The 22,621-nt window shown below is 64.7% G+C and carries 28 protein-coding genes; 19 read left to right on the plus strand and 9 right to left on the minus strand.

The annotated features are described in order from the left end of the window. Positions 1-103: 103 nt before the first annotated feature. The 6 genes from rpmH (at position 104) to F4U94_RS11460 (ending at position 3,688) form a co-directional block, all read left to right on the plus strand. The gene (gene rpmH, locus F4U94_RS11435; RefSeq protein ID WP_021317369.1) at positions 104-238 is read left to right on the plus strand and encodes a 50S ribosomal protein L34; all 135 of its coding nucleotides are present in this window, start codon (positions 104-106) and stop codon (positions 236-238) included. Positions 239-273: 35 nt separating this feature from the next. Then, positions 274-702, plus strand: a complete 429-nt coding sequence (gene rnpA / locus F4U94_RS11440; protein ID WP_120252286.1) for a ribonuclease P protein component — start codon at positions 274-276, stop codon at positions 700-702. Beyond that, positions 699-911: a membrane protein insertion efficiency factor YidD gene (gene yidD / locus F4U94_RS11445; RefSeq protein WP_120251642.1), complete on the plus strand. Its 213-nt coding sequence runs from the start codon at positions 699-701 to the stop codon at positions 909-911. Before rnpA ends, yidD begins: the two co-directional genes overlap by 4 nt. Before the next feature lie 32 nt (positions 912-943). Further along, positions 944-2,644 (plus strand): membrane protein insertase YidC, encoded by a 1,701-nt coding sequence (gene yidC, locus F4U94_RS11450; RefSeq protein ID WP_120251641.1) that lies wholly within the window; start codon positions 944-946, stop codon positions 2,642-2,644. A gap of 87 nt (positions 2,645-2,731) precedes the next feature. Continuing rightward, a complete protein-coding gene (gene yihA / locus F4U94_RS11455) occupies positions 2,732-3,379 on the plus strand; it encodes a ribosome biogenesis GTP-binding protein YihA/YsxC (RefSeq protein WP_120251640.1) in 648 nt (215 codons plus the stop codon). Positions 3,380-3,385: 6 nt separating this feature from the next. Beyond that, entirely contained in the window at positions 3,386-3,688 is a 303-nt protein-coding gene (locus F4U94_RS11460) for an alkylphosphonate utilization protein (RefSeq protein ID WP_120251639.1), read from the plus strand. Positions 3,689-3,851: 163 nt separating this feature from the next. Here F4U94_RS11460 and F4U94_RS11465 read toward each other — a convergent pair whose 3' ends face one another. Then, the gene (locus F4U94_RS11465) at positions 3,852-4,403 is read right to left on the minus strand and encodes a 2'-5' RNA ligase family protein (protein ID WP_120251638.1); all 552 of its coding nucleotides are present in this window, start codon (positions 4,401-4,403) and stop codon (positions 3,852-3,854) included. A 127-nt stretch (positions 4,404-4,530) separates the two neighbouring features. Between F4U94_RS11465 and F4U94_RS11470 the strand changes: the two genes are divergently transcribed. Further along, positions 4,531-4,974: a pyridoxamine 5'-phosphate oxidase family protein gene (locus F4U94_RS11470; protein WP_120251637.1), complete on the plus strand. Its 444-nt coding sequence runs from the start codon at positions 4,531-4,533 to the stop codon at positions 4,972-4,974. Then, positions 4,974-5,375, plus strand: coding sequence for a DoxX family protein (locus F4U94_RS11475; protein ID WP_120251636.1), 402 nt, complete (start codon positions 4,974-4,976; stop codon positions 5,373-5,375). The genes F4U94_RS11470 and F4U94_RS11475 overlap by 1 nt, the downstream gene beginning before the upstream one ends. Here F4U94_RS11475 and F4U94_RS11480 read toward each other — a convergent pair. Both F4U94_RS11480 and F4U94_RS11485 read right to left on the minus strand, forming a co-directional pair. Beyond that, positions 5,372-6,103 (minus strand): metallophosphoesterase family protein, encoded by a 732-nt coding sequence (locus tag F4U94_RS11480; RefSeq protein ID WP_120251635.1) that lies wholly within the window; start codon positions 6,101-6,103, stop codon positions 5,372-5,374. The two genes, F4U94_RS11475 and F4U94_RS11480, sit on opposite strands and share 4 nt — an antisense overlap. Then, entirely contained in the window at positions 6,087-6,860 is a 774-nt protein-coding gene (locus tag F4U94_RS11485) for a nucleotidyltransferase family protein (RefSeq protein WP_120251634.1), read from the minus strand. The genes F4U94_RS11480 and F4U94_RS11485 overlap by 17 nt, the downstream gene beginning before the upstream one ends. A 159-nt stretch (positions 6,861-7,019) precedes the next feature. Between F4U94_RS11485 and F4U94_RS11490 the strand changes: the two genes are divergently transcribed. After that, the gene (locus tag F4U94_RS11490; RefSeq protein ID WP_120251633.1) at positions 7,020-9,068 is read left to right on the plus strand and encodes a carbon starvation CstA family protein; all 2,049 of its coding nucleotides are present in this window, start codon (positions 7,020-7,022) and stop codon (positions 9,066-9,068) included. Further along, complete coding sequence (locus F4U94_RS11495; RefSeq protein WP_120251632.1) at positions 9,065-9,250, plus strand: YbdD/YjiX family protein; 186 nt, start codon at positions 9,065-9,067, stop codon at positions 9,248-9,250. Before F4U94_RS11490 ends, F4U94_RS11495 begins: the two co-directional genes overlap by 4 nt. Positions 9,251-9,490: 240 nt before the next feature. Here the strand turns inward: F4U94_RS11495 and F4U94_RS11500 are convergent, their stop codons facing one another. Together F4U94_RS11500 and F4U94_RS11505 are read right to left on the minus strand one after the other, a co-directional pair. After that, positions 9,491-10,408 carry an XdhC family protein gene (locus tag F4U94_RS11500; protein WP_120251631.1) on the minus strand — a complete coding sequence of 306 codons (918 nt, stop codon included), beginning with the start codon at positions 10,406-10,408 and terminating at the stop codon, positions 9,491-9,493. A 93-nt stretch (positions 10,409-10,501) separates the two neighbouring features. After that, positions 10,502-11,182, minus strand: coding sequence for a S24 family peptidase (locus tag F4U94_RS11505; RefSeq protein WP_120251630.1), 681 nt, complete (start codon positions 11,180-11,182; stop codon positions 10,502-10,504). A 115-nt stretch (positions 11,183-11,297) separates the two neighbouring features. On the opposite strand from F4U94_RS11505, the gene F4U94_RS11510 reads away from it, so the two are divergent. Continuing rightward, complete coding sequence (locus F4U94_RS11510) at positions 11,298-11,483, plus strand: hypothetical protein (RefSeq protein WP_120251629.1); 186 nt, start codon at positions 11,298-11,300, stop codon at positions 11,481-11,483. A 74-nt stretch (positions 11,484-11,557) separates the two neighbouring features. Beyond that, complete coding sequence (locus F4U94_RS11515) at positions 11,558-11,851, plus strand: hypothetical protein (protein ID WP_331852612.1); 294 nt, start codon at positions 11,558-11,560, stop codon at positions 11,849-11,851. A gap of 3 nt (positions 11,852-11,854) precedes the next feature. Here F4U94_RS11515 and F4U94_RS11520 read toward each other — a convergent pair whose 3' ends face one another. Together F4U94_RS11520 and F4U94_RS11525 are read right to left on the minus strand one after the other, a co-directional pair. Continuing rightward, entirely contained in the window at positions 11,855-12,841 is a 987-nt protein-coding gene (locus F4U94_RS11520) for a hypothetical protein (RefSeq protein WP_120251627.1), read from the minus strand. 60 nt (positions 12,842-12,901) lie between these two features. Continuing rightward, a complete protein-coding gene (locus F4U94_RS11525) occupies positions 12,902-14,128 on the minus strand; it encodes a TIGR04063 family PEP-CTERM/XrtA system glycosyltransferase (protein WP_120251626.1) in 1,227 nt (408 codons plus the stop codon). A gap of 91 nt (positions 14,129-14,219) precedes the next feature. On the opposite strand from F4U94_RS11525, the gene F4U94_RS24350 reads away from it, so the two are divergent. From F4U94_RS24350 to F4U94_RS11535, 3 genes are read left to right on the plus strand one after another with little or no spacing between them, the layout of a single operon-like run. Beyond that, a complete protein-coding gene (locus F4U94_RS24350) occupies positions 14,220-14,357 on the plus strand; it encodes a hypothetical protein (RefSeq protein ID WP_170271931.1) in 138 nt (45 codons plus the stop codon). Then, positions 14,350-15,714 carry a DUF5935 domain-containing protein gene (locus F4U94_RS11530; protein ID WP_120252285.1) on the plus strand — a complete coding sequence of 455 codons (1,365 nt, stop codon included), beginning with the start codon at positions 14,350-14,352 and terminating at the stop codon, positions 15,712-15,714. Before F4U94_RS24350 ends, F4U94_RS11530 begins: the two co-directional genes overlap by 8 nt. Beyond that, positions 15,711-16,430 carry a hypothetical protein gene (locus tag F4U94_RS11535; protein WP_232015777.1) on the plus strand — a complete coding sequence of 240 codons (720 nt, stop codon included), beginning with the start codon at positions 15,711-15,713 and terminating at the stop codon, positions 16,428-16,430. Before F4U94_RS11530 ends, F4U94_RS11535 begins: the two co-directional genes overlap by 4 nt. Here the strand turns inward: F4U94_RS11535 and F4U94_RS11540 are convergent. Beyond that, on the minus strand, positions 16,390-16,944 hold the full coding sequence (locus F4U94_RS11540; RefSeq protein ID WP_120251625.1) for a type 1 glutamine amidotransferase domain-containing protein: 555 nt from the start codon (positions 16,942-16,944) through the stop codon (positions 16,390-16,392). The genes F4U94_RS11535 and F4U94_RS11540 overlap by 41 nt on opposite strands. Positions 16,945-17,038: 94 nt before the next feature. Here F4U94_RS11540 and F4U94_RS11545 point away from each other — a divergent pair, with 94 nt between their 5' ends. The 3 genes from F4U94_RS11545 to F4U94_RS11555 all read left to right on the plus strand — a co-directional run bounded on the left by F4U94_RS11545 (position 17,039) and on the right by F4U94_RS11555 (position 20,203). Then, positions 17,039-18,040, plus strand: a complete 1,002-nt coding sequence (locus F4U94_RS11545; protein ID WP_120251624.1) for a DNA topoisomerase IB — start codon at positions 17,039-17,041, stop codon at positions 18,038-18,040. 29 nt (positions 18,041-18,069) lie between these two features. After that, entirely contained in the window at positions 18,070-19,236 is a 1,167-nt protein-coding gene (locus F4U94_RS11550) for a mechanosensitive ion channel family protein (protein WP_120251623.1), read from the plus strand. A gap of 571 nt (positions 19,237-19,807) precedes the next feature. Then, positions 19,808-20,203, plus strand: coding sequence for a hypothetical protein (locus tag F4U94_RS11555; protein ID WP_120251621.1), 396 nt, complete (start codon positions 19,808-19,810; stop codon positions 20,201-20,203). On the opposite strand, the gene dgcA is transcribed toward F4U94_RS11555, so the two are convergent. Beyond that, on the minus strand, positions 20,197-21,174 hold the full coding sequence (dgcA, locus tag F4U94_RS11560) for an N-acetyl-D-Glu racemase DgcA (RefSeq protein ID WP_120251620.1): 978 nt from the start codon (positions 21,172-21,174) through the stop codon (positions 20,197-20,199). The two genes, F4U94_RS11555 and dgcA, sit on opposite strands and share 7 nt — an antisense overlap. Positions 21,175-21,276: 102 nt before the next feature. Here dgcA and F4U94_RS11565 point away from each other — a divergent pair, with 102 nt between their 5' ends. Further along, on the plus strand, positions 21,277-22,569 hold the full coding sequence (locus F4U94_RS11565) for a class I SAM-dependent methyltransferase (RefSeq protein WP_120251619.1): 1,293 nt from the start codon (positions 21,277-21,279) through the stop codon (positions 22,567-22,569). Positions 22,570-22,621 lie beyond the last annotated feature (52 nt).

Below are 22,621 nucleotides of genomic sequence, written 5' to 3' on the forward strand. Positions count from 1 at the left end.
ACCCCCCCCTTTTGCCTATCGGACGCCCCCTGACTGGCGGCCGCTGATTTGGCGGCCCTTTTTTGTCACGCCTGATTCTCTATTTGTTTTTGAGGAATGAACGATGAAGCGCACTTTTCAGCCGAGCAATCTGGTTCGGAAGCGCCGTCACGGTTTTCGCGCCCGCATGGCGACCCCCGGTGGCCGCAATGTGATTCGCGCGCGCCGTTCGCGCGGCCGCAAGAGCCTGAGCGCCTGATTTCAACGCCCGAAAATGCTGCTGCGCCGGCCATGATGGTCCGGCGCGCGGATTTTCTGGCGGCGAATCGCGGACGCCGCGCGCCGATGCCGGGCTTTGTCCTGCTGGTGCGTGAGCGTGGCGACGGCGATCCGGCGATGCGTTATGGCATCACGGTCACCAAGAAAGTAGGCGGCGCTGTCATCCGCAATCGGATGAAGCGCCGTTTTCGTGTCCTGGCGCGTGAGCTGCTGCCGCTGCACGGCATCGCCGGGGCGGATCATGTGCTGATCGGCCGGGATGGCGGTATCGAGCGCGATTTCAGCCTGCTGCATGCCGAATTGGGCAAGGCGCTGGGCAAGATCATGGCGCGCCCGATCGACCCGCCGCGCGATCCTTCGCGCACCGGCGGCAAGACAAGGGGCCGTGGCCGCCCCTCCCGCGACCAGCAGAAGCAGACCGCCAGGCAGGAAAATGGGGCGTGATCGCCCGCCTGCTGATCCTGATCGCGCGCTTCTGGCAGGTCGGCCCTTCCCGCATCCTGCCCCCCACCTGCCGCTACGCCCCATCCTGTTCGGAATATACTATTCAGGCGATCCGCAAATATGGCGCGATCAAGGGTAGCTGGCTGGGGTTCAAGCGGCTAATGCGATGCCACCCATGGGGCGGCTCGGGCTACGATCCCGTTCCCTGACGATATAGACATAAGACGGCGGAGCCGAACAAGTGGACGATAAGAAGAATATCATTCTGGCGGTGCTGCTGACCGCAGCGATCCTGTTCGGCTGGCCCTATGTCTCGCATTATGTCTTCCCGGCGGCCAATCCGCCCGTCACGAAGATCGAAGGCGGCAAGACCACCCCGGTCGCCGCCCCCGGCACCGACACGGCCGACGGCTCTGCCGTGATTCGCGATCGCGCGATCGTGCTGAAGGAAAGCCCCCGCGTGCCGATCCGCACGCCCAAGCTGACCGGCTCCATCAACCTGAAGGGCGCGCGCATCGACGATATCGTGCTGCCGACCTACAGCGAGACGATCGCCAAGGATTCGCCCGCCGTCCGCCTCTACAGCCCGTCGGGCACGGCAGATGCCTATTTCGCCGGCTTCGGCTGGCAGGGCGAAGGCCTCAAGACGCCGAACAAGGACACGGTCTGGACCGCGCAGGGCAGCGCACTGACGCCGACCAGCCCCGTCACCCTGACTTGGAACAATGGCGCTGGCCAGACTTTCGAAATCCGCCTGTCGGTCGATGAAAATTACATGATCTCGGCCGCGCAGAAGGTGTCGAACACGGGCGCCGGCGCGGTGGGCGTGAAGCCTTACAGCTATATCAGCCGCACCGGCATTCCCAAGGATCCCGACACCTGGACCATCCATGTCGGCCCGATGGGCGTGTTCAACGGCGCCGCCAATTATGACGTGAATTACAAGGATCTGGACAAGGGCCCGTCGACCCAGAGCTTCCAGTCCAAGGGTGGCTGGATCGGCTTCACCGACAAATATTGGCTGTCCGCGCTGGTCCCGGCCACCGATGCCGATTTCGCCGGTCAGTTCCGCAAGGGCGCCGGCACCCAATATCAGGCCGACGCCGCGCTTGGCTCGACGATGCTCGCGCCGGGCAAGGCCGCGACCCAGTCCATCCGCCTGTTCGTAGGCGCCAAGGAAGTGAAGACGCTGCAAGCCTATGAGCGTGCCGGCGTGCCTTTGTTCGACCGCGCGATCGACTGGGGCTGGTTCTACTGGTTCGAGCAGCCGATCTTCGCGCTGCTGCACTGGCTGTTCGAAACGCTGGGCAATTTCGGCGTGGCGATCATCTGCCTGACCTTCTGCGTCCGCGCTCTCATGTTCCCGGTCGCCCAGCGCCAGTTCGCCAGCATGGCAGCGATGCGCGCGGTGCAGCCCAAGATGAAGCTGCTGCAGGAGAAATATAAGGACGACAAGCAGCAGCTTCAGGTCAAGATGATGGAGCTGTACAAGCAGGAAAAGGTGAACCCGCTTGCCGGCTGCCTGCCCATCTTCATCCAGATCCCGATCTTCTTCGCGCTTTACAAGGTGTTGCAGCTGACGATCGAAATGCGTCACCAGCCCTTCGTGCTGTGGATCAAGGATCTGTCCGCGCCCGATCCGCTGCATATCCTCAACCTCTTCGGCCTGCTGCCCTTCACCCCGCCCTCCTTCCTGGCGATCGGTGTGCTGGCGCTGCTGCTGGGGATCAGCATGTACTTCCAGTTCAAGTTGAACCCGGCCCAGATGGACCCGATGCAGCAGCAGATCTTCTCGATCATGCCGTGGATGATGATGTTCATCATGGCGCCGTTCGCGGCCGGCCTGCTGGTCTACTGGATTACCAACAACTGCCTGTCGATGGCGCAGCAATGGTGGCTTTATCGCAAGCACCCAGTCCCTGCTCCCGCGACGGCGAAGTAAATCGCGGCACCACGCCCGTTCGTTTCGAGCTTGTCGAGAAACGGGTGCCAACGGTTCTCGACAAGCTCGAACCGAACGGAGTGTGGAATGACAGAAGAAGACAACACCGCCCTGATCGAGGAAGCCCGCAAGGTCTTTTCCGGCCCCATCGCCTTCCTCAAATCCGCGCCGACGCTGGATTTCCTGCCGGACATGGCGGTGAATGAAGTCGCCTTTGCCGGCCGGTCCAATGTGGGCAAATCATCGCTGCTGAACGCGCTGACCAACCGCAATGGTCTGGCCCGCACGTCCAACACGCCGGGCCGCACGCAGGAATTGAACTTCTTCGACGTTGGCGAGCCGCTGCGCTTCCGCCTGGTCGACATGCCGGGCTATGGCTATGCCAAGGCGCCCAAGGATATCGTGCGCAAATGGAAGTTCCTGGTGAACGACTATCTGCGCGGACGTGCGGCATTGAAGCGCGCACTGGTGCTGATCGACAGCCGCCACGGCATCAAGGATGTCGATACCGACATGCTGGACATGCTGGACGGCGCAGCGGTCAGCTATCGCATCATCCTGACCAAGAGCGACAAGATCAAGGCCAGCGAACTGGCCGCCGTGATGCAGCAGACGGCCGACGCGATCCGCAAGCGCCCCGCCGCCCATCCCGACATCATCGCCACATCGAGCGAAAAGGGCATGGGTATTCCCGAACTGCGCGCCGCGGTTCTGGAAGCCGTCAGTCAGGGATAAATCGCCATGGCCGACGACGATTATGTCTATGACGAAGCCAGCGGCGAATGGATCAGCGCCGCTGATGCCGCTGCGCAGCCGGATGCATCAGCGGCCGTGGAGGTGCGCGATTCGGTCGGCAACTTGCTGGCCGACGGCGATCAGGTGACGTTGATCAAGGATCTGACCGTCAAGGGGGCTGGCCAGACATTGAAGCGCGGGACGCTCATCAAATCGATCCGCCTGACCGGCGACGCGCAAGAGATCGACTGCCGGTATGACGGGATCAAGGGCCTCGTCCTGCGCGCAGAGTTCGTGCGCAAGCGGTGAGTGGGGATCGGGGTCGGACAAAAGCGGACATCATGATATCGTCATCCCGGGCTTGACCCGGGATCCCGCTTTTCTCCCAAGTCAGGCTTGAAGAAGGCAGCGGGGCCCCGGGTCAAGCCCGGGGTGACGACCAATCGAACCGCCCGCTCCCAATCCCAGCCCCTCAAAACAACCTATATTGCGCGTCGCCTTGCAGCTTCCATGTGCCGACCGTCTCGTGCCGGGTACGGCCGACATGGCTGCACACCAGCACCAGCTCCTCTACCCGCCAGCCGAAACCGTCGATGCGCCGTTGCGCCGGCGGTCCGTCGCGATAAAAAAGCGTCTGGTGCGGGCTGAATGTCCAGTCTTCGCGCGCGGGCGCCGCCGACCGTTTCAGCGCATCGGCCACCTGCCGCTGTAACCGCGCCAGCGCCGCATTGCTGCGTGATGGTCGCAGCGCCGCCGATCGTCCGCCATAGCTCAGCCGGTCGAGCAGCAGATCGAACGGATCGGCCATGATCCGGGTCGCCACGCTGCCCAGCGTGTCGATCAATCCCTGTGGATAAGTCGCGACGTCAGCGGATATGCCCAACGTCACATGCTGATGCGCGGGCAATATGCGCGCCTGCCCGCCTGCCAATATCTCCGCATAATGGTCGATCTGACGCGCGACCACCGGCGGCGGCTTTACCGCGAAGAACAGGCGATAGGCGGGTGCGGCCCGGCGTCCCATGATGATGCTTCCCGAATCAAGGCAATTTTGTTCTTTATATGTTCTTACCTCGCCCGTGTCGATCCGTTCAGGAACCCGAATCGCCTCATCCTGCGTTGGGACTCCATCGAGGAAAGGAGTGAGGCCCATGCAGCACACCATCGCCAGTCTGGCCGAGAAAATGCAGCATATCGATTTCGCGATGCTGTCGACCCATACGGAGGACGGCCATATCGGCGCCCGACCGATGAGCAACAATCAGGATGTCGCCCATGGCGGCGACAGTTTCTACTTCACCACCGAAGATACGCTGATGGTGCGGGATATCGAGCGCGACCCCCGCGTCAGCCTGTCCTTCCACGGCAAGAGCGGCCTGTTCGGTCAGCGCCCGCTATTCATCGCGCTGGAGGGGCGCGCGGATCTGGTTCGTGATCGCAATCAATTTGCCGACCATTGGAACCCCGATCTGGAACTGTGGTTCGCTGATGGCGTCGATACGCCCGGCCTGGTGATGATCCATGTGCATGCCGAGCGCGCCCATTATTGGGATGGGCAGGATGAAGGCGAACTGGAAATCGACGTGATGCATTGATGCCGACGCGCGGCCGGACCATCGCTCGCCTGGTACTGGCCGCCGCCTATCTGGTGGCGGGCATCGCGCATCTGACGCGGCCGGCCGGCTTCCTGGCGATCACGCCGCACTGGGTGCCGGCGCCCGAATTGGTCGTGGCGCTGACGGGTGTTGCGGAACTGGCCGGCGCGATCGGGCTGATGATCCCGCGCCTGCGGGGGGCGGCCGGCATCGGGCTGGCGCTCTATGCGCTGTGCGTGTGGCCGGCGAACATCAACCACGCCCTGAACGATATCCCGCTAGGCGGTACGCATCTGAGCTGGTGGTATCATGGTCCGCGGCTCGCGTTGCAGCCGGTCATCATCTGGTGGGCGCTGTGGGCCAGCGGCGTCACCGACTGGCCGTTCCGGCGTCGGCGTTAGACCTGAATCAGGGCATAAGGACGGTCGAACTTCTGCGACACCACGAACTGCGCGCAATTATAGACGGGGACGCCGCGCGGCGTCTTGCCCTCGAACGCGCCGCGATGGGCATGGCCATGGACGGCAAAGCGCACATTGTCGAACCGGTCGATCGCGTCGGCCAGCCGGGACGAGCCGAGGAACGGGAAAATCTCCGGCGGCTCGCCCACCACCGTCTCCTGAATCGGCGCATAATGCAGCACGGCGACGACCCGATCGGTGCGCAGCGATCGCAGGGCGTTTTCCAGCTTGCGCGCCTCATTGATCGATTCCTCGACGAAGCCCTTGATCGCGCTTTCGCCGAACGCGCCCAGCTCACCCCGGCCGAACCCGCCGACAAAGCCCTTCACGCCCGCAAAGCCGACGCCCTTTATCTCCACCGCCTGTTCGTCCAGCACGGTGACGCCCGCGCCGTGCAGGATGCGGGCAACCTCTTCGGGCTGGCCGCATTCATGATCATGATTGCCCAGCACTGCGACGATCGGAATGGTGCAGGCGTGCAGATCCTCGGCCAATATCTCGGCCTCGCGCGTCTTGCCGAAATTGGTGAGGTCGCCGCATAGCGCCAGCACATCGGCCTTCTGCGAAATCTCCGCGAACATATCGCGATATTTATGCTCCGACTGATCGGTCACATGCAGGTCGCCGATCGCGGCGATCGTCAGGCTGCCTTCATTTGTTGCGGTCATGACTTTCCTCCAGTCCCTTGCCCACGACATCGGCAAAACCCCATTCGGTGATGTCGACCAGATAGTCGCGGGGCGACAGCAGCCGTCCCCGGCAGACGCGAATCTTGGGCACGGGCAGTTCTGCGCGGGTTTGCAGCCGGCCCAATAATTCCTCGAACAGCCAGAGCGGAATGCAATGGCGTTCGGTCGGATAGATGAAGCGGAAATTGAGCAGCGCGATCAGCAGCAATTCCCAATGCAATTCCATGGCATCCAGCAGCCGCTGCCAGTCGATCGCCTCATATTGTTTCAGGATCATGTGCGCGACGTCCGCGCCGTCATAGCGATAACGATCCTGGATGAAGAGCTTCGACAGGATGAATTCGGTCGGCGGGGTGATGCGGACGCGGGTGCCATAGACGTCGGCATGGGCGCTATCGCGAAACCATTCCTCCGTCACCGGCAGACTGGCAGACGAGATATTGTAGATGACGTCGAAAAAATGGCCGTCTTTCCACACCTTGCCGATCCAGCGTTCGTCCTCGAACTCCACTTCATGGCCCAACTGCTTGAAATGGGCGAGGATACGAGGCGCGTCGCCGGCCTTGCAGAATACGTCCAGATCCTTGGTCGGCCGCACGATGCCGGTCAGGCAACCCAGCGCATAAGTGCCCGACAGCATGAAGGGGATCTCCGACGCGACCAGTTCGGCCAGACTGTCGGCGTAGAATTGCTTCGCTTCGGGCGGCGGATCGAAGGTGGCGGGATCAATCGTCATCGGGGCAACCTTCTCTCCATGGGAGCAAGGGGAACGGGCGGCGACGCGCTTCCGTTCCACCTGCGGCCCTCCCCCAAAGGTAGGCGGTTGTCTTTCGGGGCCAGCGGCTTAGGGTGCGCGTCCATCCCGTAACAAACAATCTATCATCGGCGAGGCGGCATGACCCGGCACATTCCCTGGATTTTGACCGCGATTATCGGCGCGGTCGCGCTGACCGTCGTGGCGGTATCGCGCGGCGAGAATGTCAATGCGCTGTGGATCGTGGTCGCGGCGGTCAGCTGCTTCCTGGTCGCCTATCGCTATTATGCGCTCTACATCGCCCGCCATGTGATGCGGCTCGATCCCGCCCGCCCGACCCCGGCGATCCGCCGCGCCGACGGCCTCGATTATGTCGCGACCGACAAGACGGTCCTGTTCGGCCATCATTTCGCGGCGATCGCGGGCGCCGGGCCGCTGGTGGGACCTGTTCTGGCCGCGCAGATGGGCTACCTCCCCGGCACGCTCTGGATCATATTCGGCGTGGTGCTGGCGGGCGCGGTGCAGGATTTCATGGTCCTGTTCATCTCCATGCGCCGCGACGGCAAGTCGCTGGGCGAACTCATCCGCATGGAAATGGGGCAGGTCGCCGGCACCATCGCTTTGTTCGGCGCCTTCATGATCATGGTCATCATCCTGGCGGTGCTGGCGCTGATCGTGGTCAAGGCGCTCGCCGAAAGCCCGTGGGGCATGTTCACCGTCGCGGCCACCGTGCCGCTAGCGATGGCGATGGGCGCCTATACTCGCTGGATCCGGCCCGGCCGCATCGGCGAAGTGTCGATCCTGGGCCTGATCGGCCTGCTCGCCGCGATCGTCTATGGGCAGGCGGTATCGCTCTCGCCCGTTTGGGGACCGGCCTTCACCTTCACCCCGGTGCAACTGTGCTGGATATTGATCGGCTATGGCGCGGTCGCCTCCGTCCTGCCGGTCTGGCTGCTGCTGGCGCCGCGCGATTATCTGTCGACCTTCCTCAAGATCGGGGCGATCGCTGCGCTCGCCATCGGCATCGTCATCATGGCCCCGCCGCTCAAGATGCACGCCGTCACGCAATTTGTCGGCGGCAATGGTCCGGTCTGGTCGGGCGGCCTCTTCCCCTTCCTGTTCATCACCATCGCCTGCGGCGCGGTATCCGGCTTCCACGCCCTCATCGCCAGCGGCACCACGCCCAAGCTGATCGCCAGCGAAGCCCATGCGCCGATGATCGGCTATGGCGCGATGCTGATGGAAGCGTTCGTGGCGATCATGGCGCTGGTCGGCGCGTCGATCCTGGACCCCGGCATCTATTTCACGATGAACAGCCCCGCCGCGCTGATCGGCACCGACGCGGCCAGCGCATCGGCCGCCGTCACCGCCATGGGCTTCCCCATCTCGCCCGACCTGATCGCCCAGACGGCCAAGGATGTCGGCGAACATAGCATCATCAGCCGCGCAGGCGGCGCCCCGACGCTGGCCGTGGCGATGGCGGAAATCTTCAGCCATGTGGTCGGCGGCGTGGGCATGAAGGCCTTCTGGTATCATTTCGCCATCCTGTTCGAGGCGCTCTTCATCCTGACCGCCGTGGATGCCGGCACCCGCGCCGGCCGCTTCATGTTGCAGGATCTGATCGCCCTGGCCGTGCCCAGCTTCAAGGAAAGCAAGAGCCATGTTCCCGGCATCGTCGCCACCGGCCTGACCGTCGCGGCCTGGGGCTTCTTCCTCTATCAGGGCGTCACCGATCCGCTGGGCGGGGTGAACACGCTCTGGCCGGTATTCGGCATTTCCAACCAGATGCTCGCCGCGATCGCCCTGATGCTGGGAACCACCGTCCTCTTCCGCATGAAGCGCGACCGCTTCGCCTGGGTCACGCTAGTCCCCACCGCCTGGCTGCTGATCTGCACCCTGTCGGCGGGCTGGCTGAAGCTCTTCTCGGCCGATGCCAAGGTCGGGTTCCTGGCCCATGCGGCCAAGTTCAGCGCAGCGGCGGACGCGGGCGAGATACTCAGCCCGGCCAAGTCGATGGCGGAGATGCAGCGCATCATCTTCAACGACCGGATCGATGCGGCTTTGGTCGCGCTGTTCCTGGCCGTGGTGCTGGCGCTGCTCTTCTTCACCGTGAAGACCTGCCTCGCCGCCCGGCGGATCGCCGCGCCCACCGCGCGCGAAATCCCTTCGCAACTGGTGCCGGCGGAATGATCGGCTGGCTCGATATCGCGCGTCGCACGGCGCGACTCATGGTCGGCCTGCCGGACTATGATGCCTATCTGCGCCACATGGCTGCGCACCATCCCGACCGTCCGGCAATGAACCGCACGCAATTTTTTCGGGACCGGCAGGAAGCTCGCTATGGCGGCAAGAATGGCGGGCGATGTTGCTGAAACATTGCCAGAAAACAGCTATTTAGCGCGGCGACTTCACGACATGATTTGCAATCTTCGTAATATTACGACTGTAAAATCCAAATAGGCGACAAGAAATTTCAAAAATACACCCGATGGGGTATTGATCGCTTCCGTCGCTTTGCTAGGGCGCGCCATCCTTTGTGCCCGACAGCGTAGAGGATGTGCCCCCTGCCCATCCCTTGCGGCGGGGGGCACACTTAGAACATATGCATGCGGTCATCCGCGCGCGTTGAAGCCCGCGACCATGCCGGCGCTGATCGACAGCGCGATTTCCGCCGGGCCGATGGCGCCGATATCGATTCCCGCCGGACCGTCGATCCGGGCGAGATCCTCAGCGGCAAAGCCCATTTCCGCCAAGCGCTCCAGCCGCGCCGCGTGGCTGCGGCGCGATCCCAGCGCGGCGATATAGCCGGTCGGCGCGCGCAGCGCCGCGACCAGCGCCGGATCGTCGATCTTGATGTCATGGCTCAACACCACCACCGCCGTCGATTCGCCGGGCCTGCGCGCCGCCACCGCCTCATCGGGCCAGCGATCGTCCAGTTCGACGCTGGGAAAGCGCTCGGGCGTCAGGAAGCGCCCGCGCGGGTCGATCACCACCGGCGTCACCCCGATCGCCTGCGCCAATGGCACCAGGCTTTGCGCAATCTGCACCGCCCCCACGATCAGCAGCCGACGCGGCGGATCGTAGCGATTGAGGAAATCGCCTTCTTTCACCTCTATGCCGGTCACGCCACTGGCCAGATCGGTCGCCAGCGTCAGCGCGCGCCCGGCCTCGCTCGCGGTGGCGATCTGCCCGAACAGATCGGGCGTAAAACCGCCTTCGCCCACCGGCTGGACCAATACCGCAATCTCCCCGCCGCAGGGCAGGCCGACCTCCCACGCATCGCCATCGGCCACGCCATAGCGTTCCACATGCGCCGCCCGTCCGTCGATCACCTCGGCCGCGCGTTGCAGGACGGCGCTTTCCACGCAGCCGCCCGAAATACTGCCTTCGAACCGGCCATCGGCATGGACGATCATATGGCTGCCGCGCGGACGCGGTGCCGATCCCCATGTCGATACCACCGTCGCCAGCGCCATCGGCGCATCGCGCCATTCGATCGCCTTGCGGATCACCGCACTATTATCGTTCAACTGAAATTCCCCGTGACTGGCCTGCACATCAACGCCGCACCGCCCATCCGTTTCCCAGATGGGACGTGGATAGAGCCACGCCTGCTGCCACGCTTAGTGCAGGCGCCTGCCACTCCATACGACCCGTCCGACAATATCCACCAGCGCCGGGTCGATGTCCGCCCAGTCAGGATAATGGGGATTGTCGCTGACCACGCTGAACCAGCCGCGGCGCGGCCCCATGGCGATGCGCTTGACCATCAGCACCCCATCCAGCCGCAACACATAGACCCCGTCACGCAGGCGGCCAGCATCATCGTCATGATCGACCATGATGTCGTCACCATCATTCAATGTCGGCGCCATCGATTCGCCATCGACCCGGATGATCGACACGCGCTGCGGCCGCACGCCCAGATGGCGTAGCCAGCGGGCGTCGAACGCCATCACGCCGGCCGCCTGCTCATCCTCGTCCAATGATCCCGGCCCGGCCGACGCGCCCAATGCCAGGCGCGGCACCGCCACGACGGCCGGCATGCCCCGCATCCGAACCGGCGCGGCGCCGATAACGGGCGTCGGCGCTTCGACCCCGCCCAGCATCGCTTCGGGCACGCCGAAATAGCGCGCCAGCACGCGCCGGTCCGCTTCGTCCAGCTTGCGGGGCGTACCGCGCTTGATGAACTGCTGAATATAAGCGGGGTTGCGCCCGATCAGCCGCGACAGATCGGCATAATTTTCGCCCCGGTCGGCGATCAGCCGTTCCAGCGCGATCCGGGCGTGCTGAGATTCATCCATATCCGGTCCATAATGATAGGAATTTTCCTAGACAAGTAGGAAAATGCAATTGAGATAGGAATACGCCTATCGACTCGCAGCGGGCGAGTCGCACTGACGGGGGAGAAGAAAGCCCATGTTGCTGCAAATGATCGAGCGTTTCCTGCGCGACGAAGACATGACGCCGACCCGGTTCGGGCGCGATTGCGCGCGCGATCCGCGCCTGGTCTTCGACCTGCGCCTGGGCCGGGAACCCGGCGATCGGGTGCGGAGACGTGTAGAACATTTCATGAACACATATCGCAGGAGCATCAGCCGATGACAAGCATGGATCGTCGTTTCGCCGGTGCGAGACTCATCCAAAATCAAGCGATAGGAAAAAAGCGAGACGACCCGTTGCCGTCATTGCTGGCGCAATTGCTCGCTCTGGCCGGCGAACCCACGACGGTCGAACGGGCCGTGAGCCGTCCCTGGGCCAGCGCCTTGTTCGAAGGGCGCCGTCACCTCATCCGCCTGCATGTGCACGGTGAGGATTACCGGATGCGCAGCTTGATGCTCATGGCCGTTCTGACCGATGCCGAATGGCAGATATCCGGGCATTTCGTCGCCGACATCACCGTGGATAACGGCGATGTGGATAATAAGGGCGTCTGGCTGGACCTGTCCGCCCTTACCATAGAGGATCGATAGGCGTTAGCGCCTGCCGGTCATGGAGCGCAGCGCACCCAATGCGGCGCGCAGCGCTTCATCCTGATCCTGCTCCACGCTGGCGCGCACCGGAACGGCCGGGGCGACCGGCATGTCGGCGATCGTGCCGGCGGGGGCACTCATCTTGCGCGACCGTTGGGCCAGGCCCCGTTCCAACCTGTCGGTCAGTTCGCTGATCGACAGGCCATGGGTCGGCAGCGGCGCCGGGCGAATCGGTTCAACGGCCGGTTCGGGCGCAAAGAGAGGCGCGGGCGCGGGAGACATCACCGGTGCGACCATGTCCTGCGGCATCCAGAGCGCTTCGGGGGCTTCGGTGACCATATCCTCGACATGCATGTCCTCCTCATGCGCGTCCACCGCATCCTCCTGCACCAATGTGGGCGCGGCGAACGGGCCGGCGGGGCGCAGGAAGGCGGGCTGGGGCAGATCCTGTTCGGCGATCGGCGTCGGCGCGCTGGGCATGGCCAGATTGCCGAGCGGCACCACCGTATCGCGTTCCGGCTCCCGATTGGCCACCAGCGACCGGCGGCCCGATTCGGTCTTGGGAAAGATATCCAGCCCGTCGAAATCGCGGCTGGCGAAAATGGGCGGGCGCGACGGCGCATCGGGATGAGCATCGGCGCGGCGCAGGACCGGAATATCCGGTTCGGACGCGGCGCGGCCCCGGGCCAGTGCGGTCAGCTTGGAGAATGCGAAACCCATTTTTCTTGCTCCCTGGACGCGTTTGGCACGTCCTGTTTCATCTTCAAGGGCCGGTATCCCCGAATCCCGGCGCGTCAGGCCAACTACGCCCACCGCCATCAATCCGGCAAAACCCGCCATCAACAGTCGCGCCTTCAAACCCAGCGGCGGCGCCGCAGCAGGCACTGCTTCGCTCAGGCCACTCGACGCCACCAGCATCTCGACCAGTCCGACCGGCATCCACAGGAACAGCAGGGCGACTGCCAGACCGGCAAAAGCCGCCAGCGCCATCCCCCGCCTCCTGTCTACGCCTGTCGACACTTTTTTGTTCAACCCCTCATCAGGCCCGACTCATGCCGCTGCGCGCGTGCCCGTCGGGCGCGTCAGCAACCGCTGGTAAACGGGTTCATAACGCAAAATGTTTGACGACCAGTTACGTTCTGCCTCCACAAAGGCGCGGGCGACGGCGCGGCGCTCGTCCCAGATCGCCCGGTCGGCGAACAAATCCGCCAATGCCGTGGCGATCGCGGCCGGATCGTCCGGCGCGAACAAGGTGCCGGTCACGCCATCTTCGATCAGTTCGCGATGCCCGCCCACGCTCGACGCCGCGACCAGCCGGCCCTGCGCCATCGCTTCCAGCGGCTTTAAGGGCGTGACCAGATCGGTCAGCCGCATCGCCTTGCGCGGATAGGCCAGCACATCGACCTGCGCATAATAATGTTCGACCTGATCGTGCGGCACACGGCCGACGAAGACGATATGATCGGCAAAGGGCGACGCCATCGCCTGGTCGCGCAACGCCTGTTCCATCGGGCCGCCACCGACCAGCAGCAGCTTCGCCTTGGGCCGGGCGCGCACGAGTCGCGGCATCGCGGCGATCAGGTCGTCCAGCCCTTCATAATCGTAGAAGCTGCCGATGAAGCCGACGACGTCGGCGCCTTCAAGGCCCAGCTTCGCGGTCAGTACAGGATCGCGATCGACCGGCGCACCGAACTGGTCCATGTCCACGCCATTGGGAGACACGACGATCTTGCCCGCATCCACGCCGCGCGCGATCAGGTCGCCGCGCAGTCCTTCGCAGATCACCGCAACCGCGTCAGCCGCGCGCACCGCCCGGCTTTCCAGCTGGCGGGTCAGCCAATAACGCGGGCTGCCCTCGACCCCGGTGCCGTTGCCGACCGCCGCATCTTCCCAGAAAGCGCGGATTTCGTAGATCATCGGCAGGCCATGGCGCTTGGCCACGCGCTGCGCCGCGATCGCGTTCAGCACCGGCGAATGGGCATGAATGACGTCCGGCCGCCACTGGCGCACCAGCGCGTCGATCGCATCGGCATGGGCGGCGATATCGCGCCATTCGCGAATCAGCGGATTGCCGCTGGCCGCCGCGCCGGGGGTACGGTGGAAGGTCAGCCCGTCCACCATCTCTTCCGAAGGACCGTCCGCGACATGGCGATGCCCGGTAATGCCGCGCACTTCCCACCCACGCGCCATCTGCGCCCGCAGGATCGCACGGGTGCGAAAGGTATAGCCGCTGTGCAGCGGCAGACTGTGGTCCAGGACATGGAGAATACGAGTCATAGCCCGATCTGTTTGGCGAAAAAGGTTTAACGGCCCGTCAACTCTGTCTTGTTAGTGGAGGAACCGTGCCGAACGGAATCACTCAGAAGCGATGATCGACGCCCTATCCCTGCTGATCAGCCATGGCGTGATCCTGCTCGCCGCCTGGCGCCTGTTGCCGTGCGCCGATCTGGACCGCGATCCGCCACCGCAGCATCCTTCGGCGTCGGAGCCGCATGCCGATGCGTGACCTCTTCTTCATCGCCTTCCTCGGCCTCTTTGGCCTGATGGGTCTGAAGCGGCCGTTCCTGCTGGTGGCGGTCTACGCCTATATCGACATCGTCTCGCCCCAGCGCCTGTCCTATTTCCTGCTCAACACCATTCCCATTTCCGCCATGGCATTCGCCGCGATGGTCGGCGCCTGGCTGGTGATGGACGACAAGAAGGATTGCCGGTTCTCCGCGCGGCAGGGGCTGATGCTCCTATTGGTCGCCTGGTGCGGCTACACCACCCTGACCGCCGATTTCCCGGTGGAGGCGCTGACCAAATGGAATTGGGTGTGGAAGGCGATCATCGCCGGCATCTTCCTGCCGCTGGTCCTGCGCACGCGCCTGCGGATCGAGGCGCTGACCGTCTTCATGATTCTCTGCGCCAGCACCATCATCATCAATGGCGGCATGAAGACCGCGCTGTCGGGCGGCGGCTATGGCGTGCTGAACCTGATGGTCGAGAATAACAGCGGCCTGTACGAAGGCAGCATCATCAGTTGCGTCGCCATATCGCTGATGCCGCTCATCCTCTGGCTGTCCCATCATGGCACCATCTTCCCGCCCGACTGGCGCGTGAAGAGCTTCTGCTATGCGCTGTGCCTCGCCTGCATGCTGATGCCGATCGGCACGGAGGCCCGCACCGGTCTCGTCTGCCTCGTCCTTCTCTTCGGCATGATGCTGGTGAGATCGAAGAAGAAATTCATCTACGGCCCGCTGCTCGCCGTCGCCGGGCTGGCCGCCATCCCCTTCCTCCCCGCCAGCTTCACCCAGCGGATGGAGACGATCGAGAATCACCAGGGCGACGAAAGTGCCTCCACCCGCGTCGCGGTGTGGATGTGGACGCTCGACTATGTGAAGACGCATCCGGGCGGCGGCGGCTTCGACAATTATCTCCAGAACAGCTTCACCTATTTCGCCCAGAGCACCGTCGTCGACAGCGGTGGCGCACGGATCGAGCGCCGCACCGTCACCGATCGCGGCCGCGCCTATCACAGCGCCTATTTCGAGATGCTGGGCGAACAGGGCTATTTCGGCTTCTTCATCTGGGCGTTGATCCACGGCATCTGCTTCATCCGGACGGAGGCGATCCGTCGCCTCTATCGCAAACGAGATGGACCGGACGAGGCCTGGATCTCCCCCTTCGCCTCAGCCCTGCAACAGGGCCATGTCGTCTACATGATCGGATCGCTTTTCGTGGGTATCGCCTACCAACCCTTCATCTTCATGATGCTCGCGCTTCAGATCGGGCTGGACACCTATCTGACCCGACTGCGCAAGGATGCGGCCAAGCGCGACCTGGACGCCGCCCTCGCCGTACGGCACGGAGTCCCGGCATGACCGGCGAATTGCGCACGCTGGGCGTGGCTCATGGCCTGTTGCTGGGGCTGGCGCTGGCCTGCCCGCTTATTGCGCCCGGCCTCCTGCCCTGGGGCATCGACGCGCTGCTGCTGGTCGGCGGTTTCCAGCTGCGGCTGGCCGATCGCCGCTTCACCCTGCGCTCCGGTACGAAGGAGTGGGTCAGCCATATCATCATGGCGCCATCGCGGCTGCTGCGCTGGGGCGCGGCGGCCGTGGTCGCGCTGATCGCCGGCAACCTGGGGCTGGCAGGCGCGATCCTCGTCGCTGCCCTTGCCTGCGAACTGCTCGCCTATCCGATCGCAACCCTGCTGATCGGCCGGCGCAGCTTGCCGCATGTCGCGGGCGCGCTCGCGCTGCTGATCGCGGCGACCGGCGCGATGGGCCAGCCTGTCCTGCACCTGATCCTGTGCTTCCTGACTGGCGTTACCGCCTGCATGGTCTGGCTGCGCGGCCCGGATGGCGAGCCGCGCGCGCTGGCGCTGGCGCTGGGCGGCGGCGTAGCAGCGATCGCCGCGCCGCTGCTCTTCCCCGGCGCCCTCGCCTTCGCCGCGCCGACTTTTGCGGTCTGCGCCGCCTGGACGCTGGCCCATCTGTCGATGCTGCGCCGCCCGGTCATGCCCTGGCGGCTCAGCGCCGTGCCCGCCAGCCTGTCCGTCAGGCTGCGACCGGCTGGCCTGCGTTCACCGCTGCCTTGAAGGCTTCGATAAAGGCGGGGATATCGTCCGGCTTGCGGCTGGTGATGATATTGCCGTCTATCGCCACCGCCTGATCGACGACCTGCGCGCCGGCATTGGCCAGGTCGGTGCGCACCGATGGCCAGCCGGTGACGGTCTTGCCGCGCACGACATCCGCTTCCACCAGCAGCCAAGGCCCATGGCAGATCGCCGCCACCGGCTTGCCTGCTTCGACGAAAGCCCGCACGATCGCCACCGCCTTGTCATTGGTGCGCAGCGTATCGGGATTGGCGACGCCGCCGGGCAGGATCAGCCCGTCATATTCGGCGACCTTCACCGCCTCCAGCGTGATTTCCGGCGTGATGGTGTCGCCCTTCTCATCATGTTTCATACCCTGGATCGGCTGCGTGTCGGGCGCGGCCAGCACGACCTCCGCCCCGGCGTCGATCAAGGCCTGACGCGGGTCGAACAGTTCGGACTGCTCGAAGCCGTCGGTCGCGACGATCAGGATGCGGCTTTCCTCGATGGCGGGCATATGTCTCTCCTTGATGATGCGGGAAAGCCCTTCAACCGCTCGCCCCGCTACAGGTTGCGGAACGAAGCGACGAACGGCGGGTTTTCCGGTACAAATGCCAGATCTTACACATAGCGACGACAGCTGCCCCGGCATTACCCGCCGCGCGCTGAAGCATGGCTGGGCCTATTATCGCGCCGATGGCGCCCGCATCACCGACCGTGAGGAAATCGACCGGCTGAACCGCATCGCCTTGCCGCCCGCCTATCGCGACTGCTGGTTCTGCGCGTCTCCCTACGGCCATATTCAGGCGATCGGCTATGACGACCGAGGCCGGAAACAATATCGCTATCATCCCGACTTCCGCGCCGCGCGGGAGGCGGAGAAATATGCCGGCTGCCCCGATTTCGGCCGCGCTTTGCCCAAATTGCGCGAGCGGCTGGAGGCGGACCTGTCGAAACGCGGCCTGCGCAAGGACCGCACTTTGGCCGCCGTCGTCCGCCTGCTAGACCTCGCCAAGCTGCGCGTGGGCAACGAACATTATGCCACCACCAACAAGAGTTTCGGCGCCACCACGCTGCGCCGCCGCCATGTCGACCTGACCGGCAAGACGCTGACGCTGCGCTACCGCGCCAAATCGGGCAAGCAGCAGCAACTGACCGTCACCGACACCCGCCTGCTGCGCTTCGTGCGGCAGGTGCAGGATTTGCCGGGCCAGCATCTCTTCCAATATGTGGACGAAGATGGAGAGGCGCGGCCGATCACCTCCAGCGACGTCAACGCCTATATCGCCGATGCGATGGGCGCGCCCTTCACCGCCAAGCATTTCCGCACCTGGGGCGCCTCCACCATCGCGTTCGAAACGCTGGCCGCCGGCCATGTCTCCCTGAAACAGATGCTGGAGCCGGTGGCGCAGGCGCTGGGCAATACGCCGGCGATCAGCCGCAAAAGCTACATCCACCCCGCCCTGATTGCGCTTTGCCGCGATGGGCAGGATGATTGGCGCGCGGGGCTTCGCTTGCCGCGTCGAACCCGCTATCTCTCCCGCGGGGAACGCGGCCTGATCGCTTTCCTCGACGGCATTGCCGATTGCGCCCCGCTTGCAGCGGCGGCCTGACACCAAATTTTCGACCAGACAGGATTGGCATGGCCGACAAGAAGAACGACACCTCCCTTCCCGACCTCACTGTTCATGCGCCCAATTTGCGGGAAATGGGACAGAGCACCATCGCCTGGTTCCAACTCCATTATGTGCAGATCGCGATCGCGGTGGGTGCGGCGATCATCATCTATCTCGCGCTCGCGGCGCTGCGCGAACTGGGCAAGCGGCACAAGGGCGGCGTCGGCGACCCGCTGGGCTATGCCAATGTGCTGGGCCGGGCGGCGGCGCGCACCACCCATTATTTCATGATCCTGGTCGCCGCCAAGCTGGTGGTGGGCTATGCCGACGCGCCGCCTTCGCTGGCGAAGACGGTCACCTTCCTCTTCACCATCGCGGCCGTGTTGCAGGCCGCGCTCTGGGCGCGGGAGATCATCCTGGGCCTGATCGAGCGCAAGACGCTGGCGGAGGATGGCGGCGGCGAAACGCTGGCCAATGCGATGGGCCTGATCCGCATTCTGGTCAGCTTCGCGCTGTTCGCCATCGCCGCGATCGTGGTGCTGGACAATCTGGGCGTCAACGTGACCGGCCTGGTCGCGGGTCTGGGCATCGGCGGCATCGCCATCGGTCTGGCGGCGCAGGGCATCTTCTCCGACCTGTTCGCCGCGCTGTCCATCATCTTCGACAAGCCGTTCCGCCGGGGTGAGATCATCACCTATGACCAGACCACCGCGCGGGTGGAAAAGATCGGCCTGAAAAGCACGCGCCTGCGCGCGATGAGCGGCGAGAAGAAGGTGATCGGCAACTCGCAGCTGTTGCAAAAGGAAATTACCAGCCTCCAGACGCTGATCCAGCGCCGCGTAACCTATGCCATCGGCGTCATCTACCAGACGGACGAGGCGAAAGCGGAGGCTATTCCCGCCATGCTCCAGAAGATCGTCGAGGCGGAGGGGCTGATCTTCGTCAATGCCGGCATCGTCGCCTTCGGCGCCAGCAGCCTGGACTATCAGCTGAATTTCGACGTGCCCGACCCCGACCATCATGATTATTTCCAGATGCGCCACCGCATCGGCCTCGCCATCTGGAAGAGGTTCAACGCCGAAGGGATCGAGTTCGCCTACCCGACGCAAACCAGCTTCACCGCCGGCCCGGATGGCAAGGCGATCATGCCCTATCCGGACGTGAAGCCGGCAAGGCTTGTGGGGGAAAAATGAATGAGCCTTATAGCCCTCTCCCGTCTTCACGGGAGAGGGTTGGGTGAGGGTCTTTCTTGGTGTTCGGCCATAGCAGCGTGACTCAATATAGGGCGCTGCGGTTCGCGCGTGCGCCCTCGTCCTGCATCAGTTGATGCTTTTCCAAGAAGGCCCTCACCCAACCCTTTCTCGCGGAAAGCGGGAGAGGGCTTAGATCAGCCGATAGCCAGCCTTCGCCACCTGTCCTACCATCCTTCCAATGTAGGATAATGTCTGCTTCATCCTGCCCGATGGACCATATTCCCTTCTCCACTCTGCTCCCTTGTCGCCCTCCGGTCGCATCCCTGTCGCGCCCGTGGCGCGCGATCGTCGCCCCGATGGCGCACGGGTGTCGCATGGATGGCGCGCCGGTGGCGCATCGCAGGCGCCTTGCGAGCGCTTCGGCCCCCATCGACCCCTGCAACAGTGTGAACTTCGCTCGTCGCTTATGTGTCGCGTGGATGGCGCGGCCTTACCATCCCGCCGCAAGACCGACTCGCCTCGTCCCGCCCCACCTTGCCGGCGCCGCCCTGCCGCCCTAGCCGCTTGTCCCATGAAGCATGTCGCCCTCACCCTGACCGCCGCCGCGCTCGCCGCCGCTCTGCCCGCCACCGCCCATGCCGAAGGACTGGGCGCGGAGGCCAATTATGCCCGCGCGGACGGCCATTGGGGTACGGAACTGGGTGCGGGCTATGCGATGGGCATTGCAGGCTTCAGCCTGACGCCGGGCGCGGGCGTCTATATTCGCGATGGCGACACGAAACTCTATGGCCGGGTCGAAGCCGCCTACACCATCCCGCTGTCGATGACGATCGGCGCCGGCGTCCGCTTCAGCGGCGACAATACCCGCCCCTATGCGACGCTGGCCATGCCGCTCATCCCCAAGCTGCGGGCCAAGGCCAATGTCGGCCCCAAATATTATGCCGTCGGCCTGACGCTGGGTTACTGACCCGCGCCCCACAAGGTGCCGGGCTGCAACAACCCGTCCCGCAAGGGCAGGCCGCCGGCCCGGTCCTCCGCCAGCAACAGCGCGCCGTCCAGGTCGATCCAGTCCGCCCCCTGCGCCACCAGCGCGGCCGGCGCGATGCCCAGCGACGTCCCCAACATGCAGCCGACCATGATCCTGAACCCGCGCGCGCGCGCCTCGGTCGCCAGCGCCAGCGCCTCGGTCAGCCCCCCGGCCTTGTCCAGCTTGATATTGACCGCGTCGAAATCGCCCAGCCGGTCGAGGTCCGCGCGGGTATGGCAACTTTCGTCGGCGCACAGCGGCAAGGACGCCCGCACCCCGGCCAGCCTGTCTTCCTGCCCATGGATCACCGGCTGCTCGACCATCTCCACGCCCAGCGCGGCCAGTGCCGCCGCCTCCGCCGCGATGTCCATGCCATGCCAGCTTTCATTGGCATCGACGATCAACCGGGCATCGGGCGCGCCCGCGCGCACGGCGGCGATCCGCGCCCGGTCGCCCTCGCCGGTCAGCTTGCATTTCAGAAGCGCAAAGCCCCGCGCCGCCGCTGCCCGTGCATCGCCCTCCATCTTCGCCGGATCGCCCAGGCTGATGGTGAAGGCGGTGGGCAGCGCCGGCGGCGCAGCCAGCCCGGCCAGTTGCCATACCGGCACGCCCGCCCGCTTCGCTTCCAGATCCCACAGCGCGCAATCCAACGCATTGCGCGCCGCGCCGCGCGGCATATGCGTCAGCAGCGCGTCGCGCTCCAGCGGCCCGGCATAGCCTTGGAGCACCGCGACGCATCCCTCCGCACTCTCGCCCTCATAATAGATGGCCGTGCCTTCGCCGCGCCCTTCATGTACGCCGTCGCCCACGGTACAGACGATCACATCGACATGGGTCTTGGCCCCGCGACTGATGACGAAGGCACCCGCTACCGGCCAACGTTCGACGGTCGCGGAAATTATACGGGTCATCGGCGTTCCCTGCGTCAGTCATTGACCATGTGAAGCAGCGTCATATGCGTGAAACACAAGAGGCGCCATAGCCATGCCTTTGCAGAAGAAAGAGCTTTTCCCGTGACATCCCGTGACCTGACCGGCCTCCTGCCCCTGAGCGAGACGCTGCCCGACAGCAGCGCCCTGCCGCGCCGCCTGTCCGACATGGCCTGGCGCCTTGCTTTCGGCGCGATCGGCTGGCCCTGGTTGCTCGCCAGCCTGTCGGGCGGCCGGCCGGCGGACAAGCGGGCCTTGCTGGACGAACTGGGCCTGGCCCATGATGCCCTGCCCCATCTGGGCAGCTGGAAGGCGGATGTCGGATTCCTGCGCCATATCGTGCGGGAAATCGCCCGGCTGCGCCCCACTCATGTGGTGGAACTGGGCGCCGGTGCCTCCTCCCTGATCGCCGCGCGCGCGCTGCAAATCCATGGCGGCGGTCGGCTCCATAGTTTCGACCAGCATGGCGGCTTCGTCGACGCGACGCGCCAATGGCTGGCCGACCATGCGCTGGACGTCGATATCCGTCATGCGCCGCTGACCCATGAAAGCGCCGACTGGCCCGGCCGCTGGTATGCGCTGGACCAATTGCCCGAACGGATCGACCTTATCATCATCGACGGTCCGCCCTGGAGCGTGCATCCGCTGGTGCGCGGGGCGGCTGACAGCCTGTTCGCCCGCCTCTCCCCCAATGGCGTGGTGCTGCTGGACGATGCCGCACGTCCCGGCGAACGGCTGGTCGCGCGGCGTTGGCGCAAACGCTGGCCGCATATCGACTTCCGCCTGATGAAGGATGGGACCAAGGGCACGTTGGTCGGCCGTCGCCGCGACACCAGCCTGCCGGTCGCCAACGATAATGAGGCCGGTCGTACCTGGCGCCATATGGGCCGGGCCGCCGCCATCGCCGCCCTGATCGCCACCGGCTGGATCGCGCGCGGCGAACTGGGCGAATTTCCGCAGAGCGCGCAGGCAAGCAGCTTCCTGGACGAAGCCGCCGCCTCTCGCCGGGCCGGGCTGTTGCGGCAGGGCATGGCCTCGCAGATCGAAAGTGCCCACCTCAACGCCCAAGAGATCGAACGATCGACCGGTATCGTCCTGCCCGCCCTGCCGGCCGGATGGCGTGTCACCGATGTCCAACTCTTTCCCACGGCCGACAGCCCGGCCATCGCCATGTCGATGGTGACGCCGCAGGGGGAGGAACTCTCCTTCTTCGCCGACCGCGCCGAAACGCCGGCGGAAGCGACCCCGATGATGGACCAGCGGCAGGGCGATACCGTCGCCTATTGGGAAGCGGGCAGCATGGCCTATGCATTGACGGGTCAGGCCGATGCCCGCCGTGTCATGCAATTGGCAGGGGAAATTGCGCGGGATAGCTGAACCGGCTGGCAGGAGGTGGTATTCGGATGCAGCCGGCCAAGCTATTTTCCAT

The sequence above is a fragment of the Sphingobium limneticum genome (assembly GCF_008710155.1).
Lineage (GTDB): Bacteria > Pseudomonadota > Alphaproteobacteria > Sphingomonadales > Sphingomonadaceae > Sphingobium > Sphingobium limneticum.

What these genes read in the sequence shown, in the direction of transcription:
- F4U94_RS11540 (WP_120251625.1), bottom strand. Translation starts at nt 16,944, where the DNA reads ATGCCCGCCATCGAGGAAAGCCGCATCCTGATCGTCGCGACCGACGGC.
- F4U94_RS11520 (WP_120251627.1), bottom strand. Translation starts at nt 12,841, where the DNA reads ATGGCGCTGGCGGCTTTTGCCGGTCTGGCAGTCGCCCTGCTGTTCCTG.
- F4U94_RS11470 (WP_120251637.1), top strand. Translation starts at nt 4,531, where the DNA reads ATGCAGCACACCATCGCCAGTCTGGCCGAGAAAATGCAGCATATCGAT.
- F4U94_RS11530 (WP_120252285.1), top strand. Translation starts at nt 14,350, where the DNA reads ATGCGTGACCTCTTCTTCATCGCCTTCCTCGGCCTCTTTGGCCTGATG.
- rnpA (WP_120252286.1), top strand. Translation starts at nt 274, where the DNA reads ATGGTCCGGCGCGCGGATTTTCTGGCGGCGAATCGCGGACGCCGCGCG.
- F4U94_RS24350 (WP_170271931.1), top strand. Translation starts at nt 14,220, where the DNA reads ATGATCGACGCCCTATCCCTGCTGATCAGCCATGGCGTGATCCTGCTC.
- F4U94_RS11480 (WP_120251635.1), bottom strand. Translation starts at nt 6,103, where the DNA reads ATGACCGCAACAAATGAAGGCAGCCTGACGATCGCCGCGATCGGCGAC.
- F4U94_RS11545 (WP_120251624.1), top strand. Translation starts at nt 17,039, where the DNA reads ATGCCAGATCTTACACATAGCGACGACAGCTGCCCCGGCATTACCCGC.
- F4U94_RS11485 (WP_120251634.1), bottom strand. Translation starts at nt 6,860, where the DNA reads ATGACGATTGATCCCGCCACCTTCGATCCGCCGCCCGAAGCGAAGCAA.
- F4U94_RS11490 (WP_120251633.1), top strand. Translation starts at nt 7,020, where the DNA reads ATGACCCGGCACATTCCCTGGATTTTGACCGCGATTATCGGCGCGGTC.
- F4U94_RS11495 (WP_120251632.1), top strand. Translation starts at nt 9,065, where the DNA reads ATGATCGGCTGGCTCGATATCGCGCGTCGCACGGCGCGACTCATGGTC.
- rpmH (WP_021317369.1), top strand. Translation starts at nt 104, where the DNA reads ATGAAGCGCACTTTTCAGCCGAGCAATCTGGTTCGGAAGCGCCGTCAC.
- F4U94_RS11510 (WP_120251629.1), top strand. Translation starts at nt 11,298, where the DNA reads ATGTTGCTGCAAATGATCGAGCGTTTCCTGCGCGACGAAGACATGACG.
- F4U94_RS11460 (WP_120251639.1), top strand. Translation starts at nt 3,386, where the DNA reads ATGGCCGACGACGATTATGTCTATGACGAAGCCAGCGGCGAATGGATC.
- F4U94_RS11525 (WP_120251626.1), bottom strand. Translation starts at nt 14,128, where the DNA reads ATGACTCGTATTCTCCATGTCCTGGACCACAGTCTGCCGCTGCACAGC.
- yihA (WP_120251640.1), top strand. Translation starts at nt 2,732, where the DNA reads ATGACAGAAGAAGACAACACCGCCCTGATCGAGGAAGCCCGCAAGGTC.
- F4U94_RS11555 (WP_120251621.1), top strand. Translation starts at nt 19,808, where the DNA reads ATGAAGCATGTCGCCCTCACCCTGACCGCCGCCGCGCTCGCCGCCGCT.
- dgcA (WP_120251620.1), bottom strand. Translation starts at nt 21,174, where the DNA reads ATGACCCGTATAATTTCCGCGACCGTCGAACGTTGGCCGGTAGCGGGT.
- F4U94_RS11505 (WP_120251630.1), bottom strand. Translation starts at nt 11,182, where the DNA reads ATGGATGAATCTCAGCACGCCCGGATCGCGCTGGAACGGCTGATCGCC.
- F4U94_RS11550 (WP_120251623.1), top strand. Translation starts at nt 18,070, where the DNA reads ATGGCCGACAAGAAGAACGACACCTCCCTTCCCGACCTCACTGTTCAT.
- F4U94_RS11475 (WP_120251636.1), top strand. Translation starts at nt 4,974, where the DNA reads ATGCCGACGCGCGGCCGGACCATCGCTCGCCTGGTACTGGCCGCCGCC.
- F4U94_RS11535 (WP_232015777.1), top strand. Translation starts at nt 15,711, where the DNA reads ATGACCGGCGAATTGCGCACGCTGGGCGTGGCTCATGGCCTGTTGCTG.
- F4U94_RS11465 (WP_120251638.1), bottom strand. Translation starts at nt 4,403, where the DNA reads ATGGGACGCCGGGCCGCACCCGCCTATCGCCTGTTCTTCGCGGTAAAG.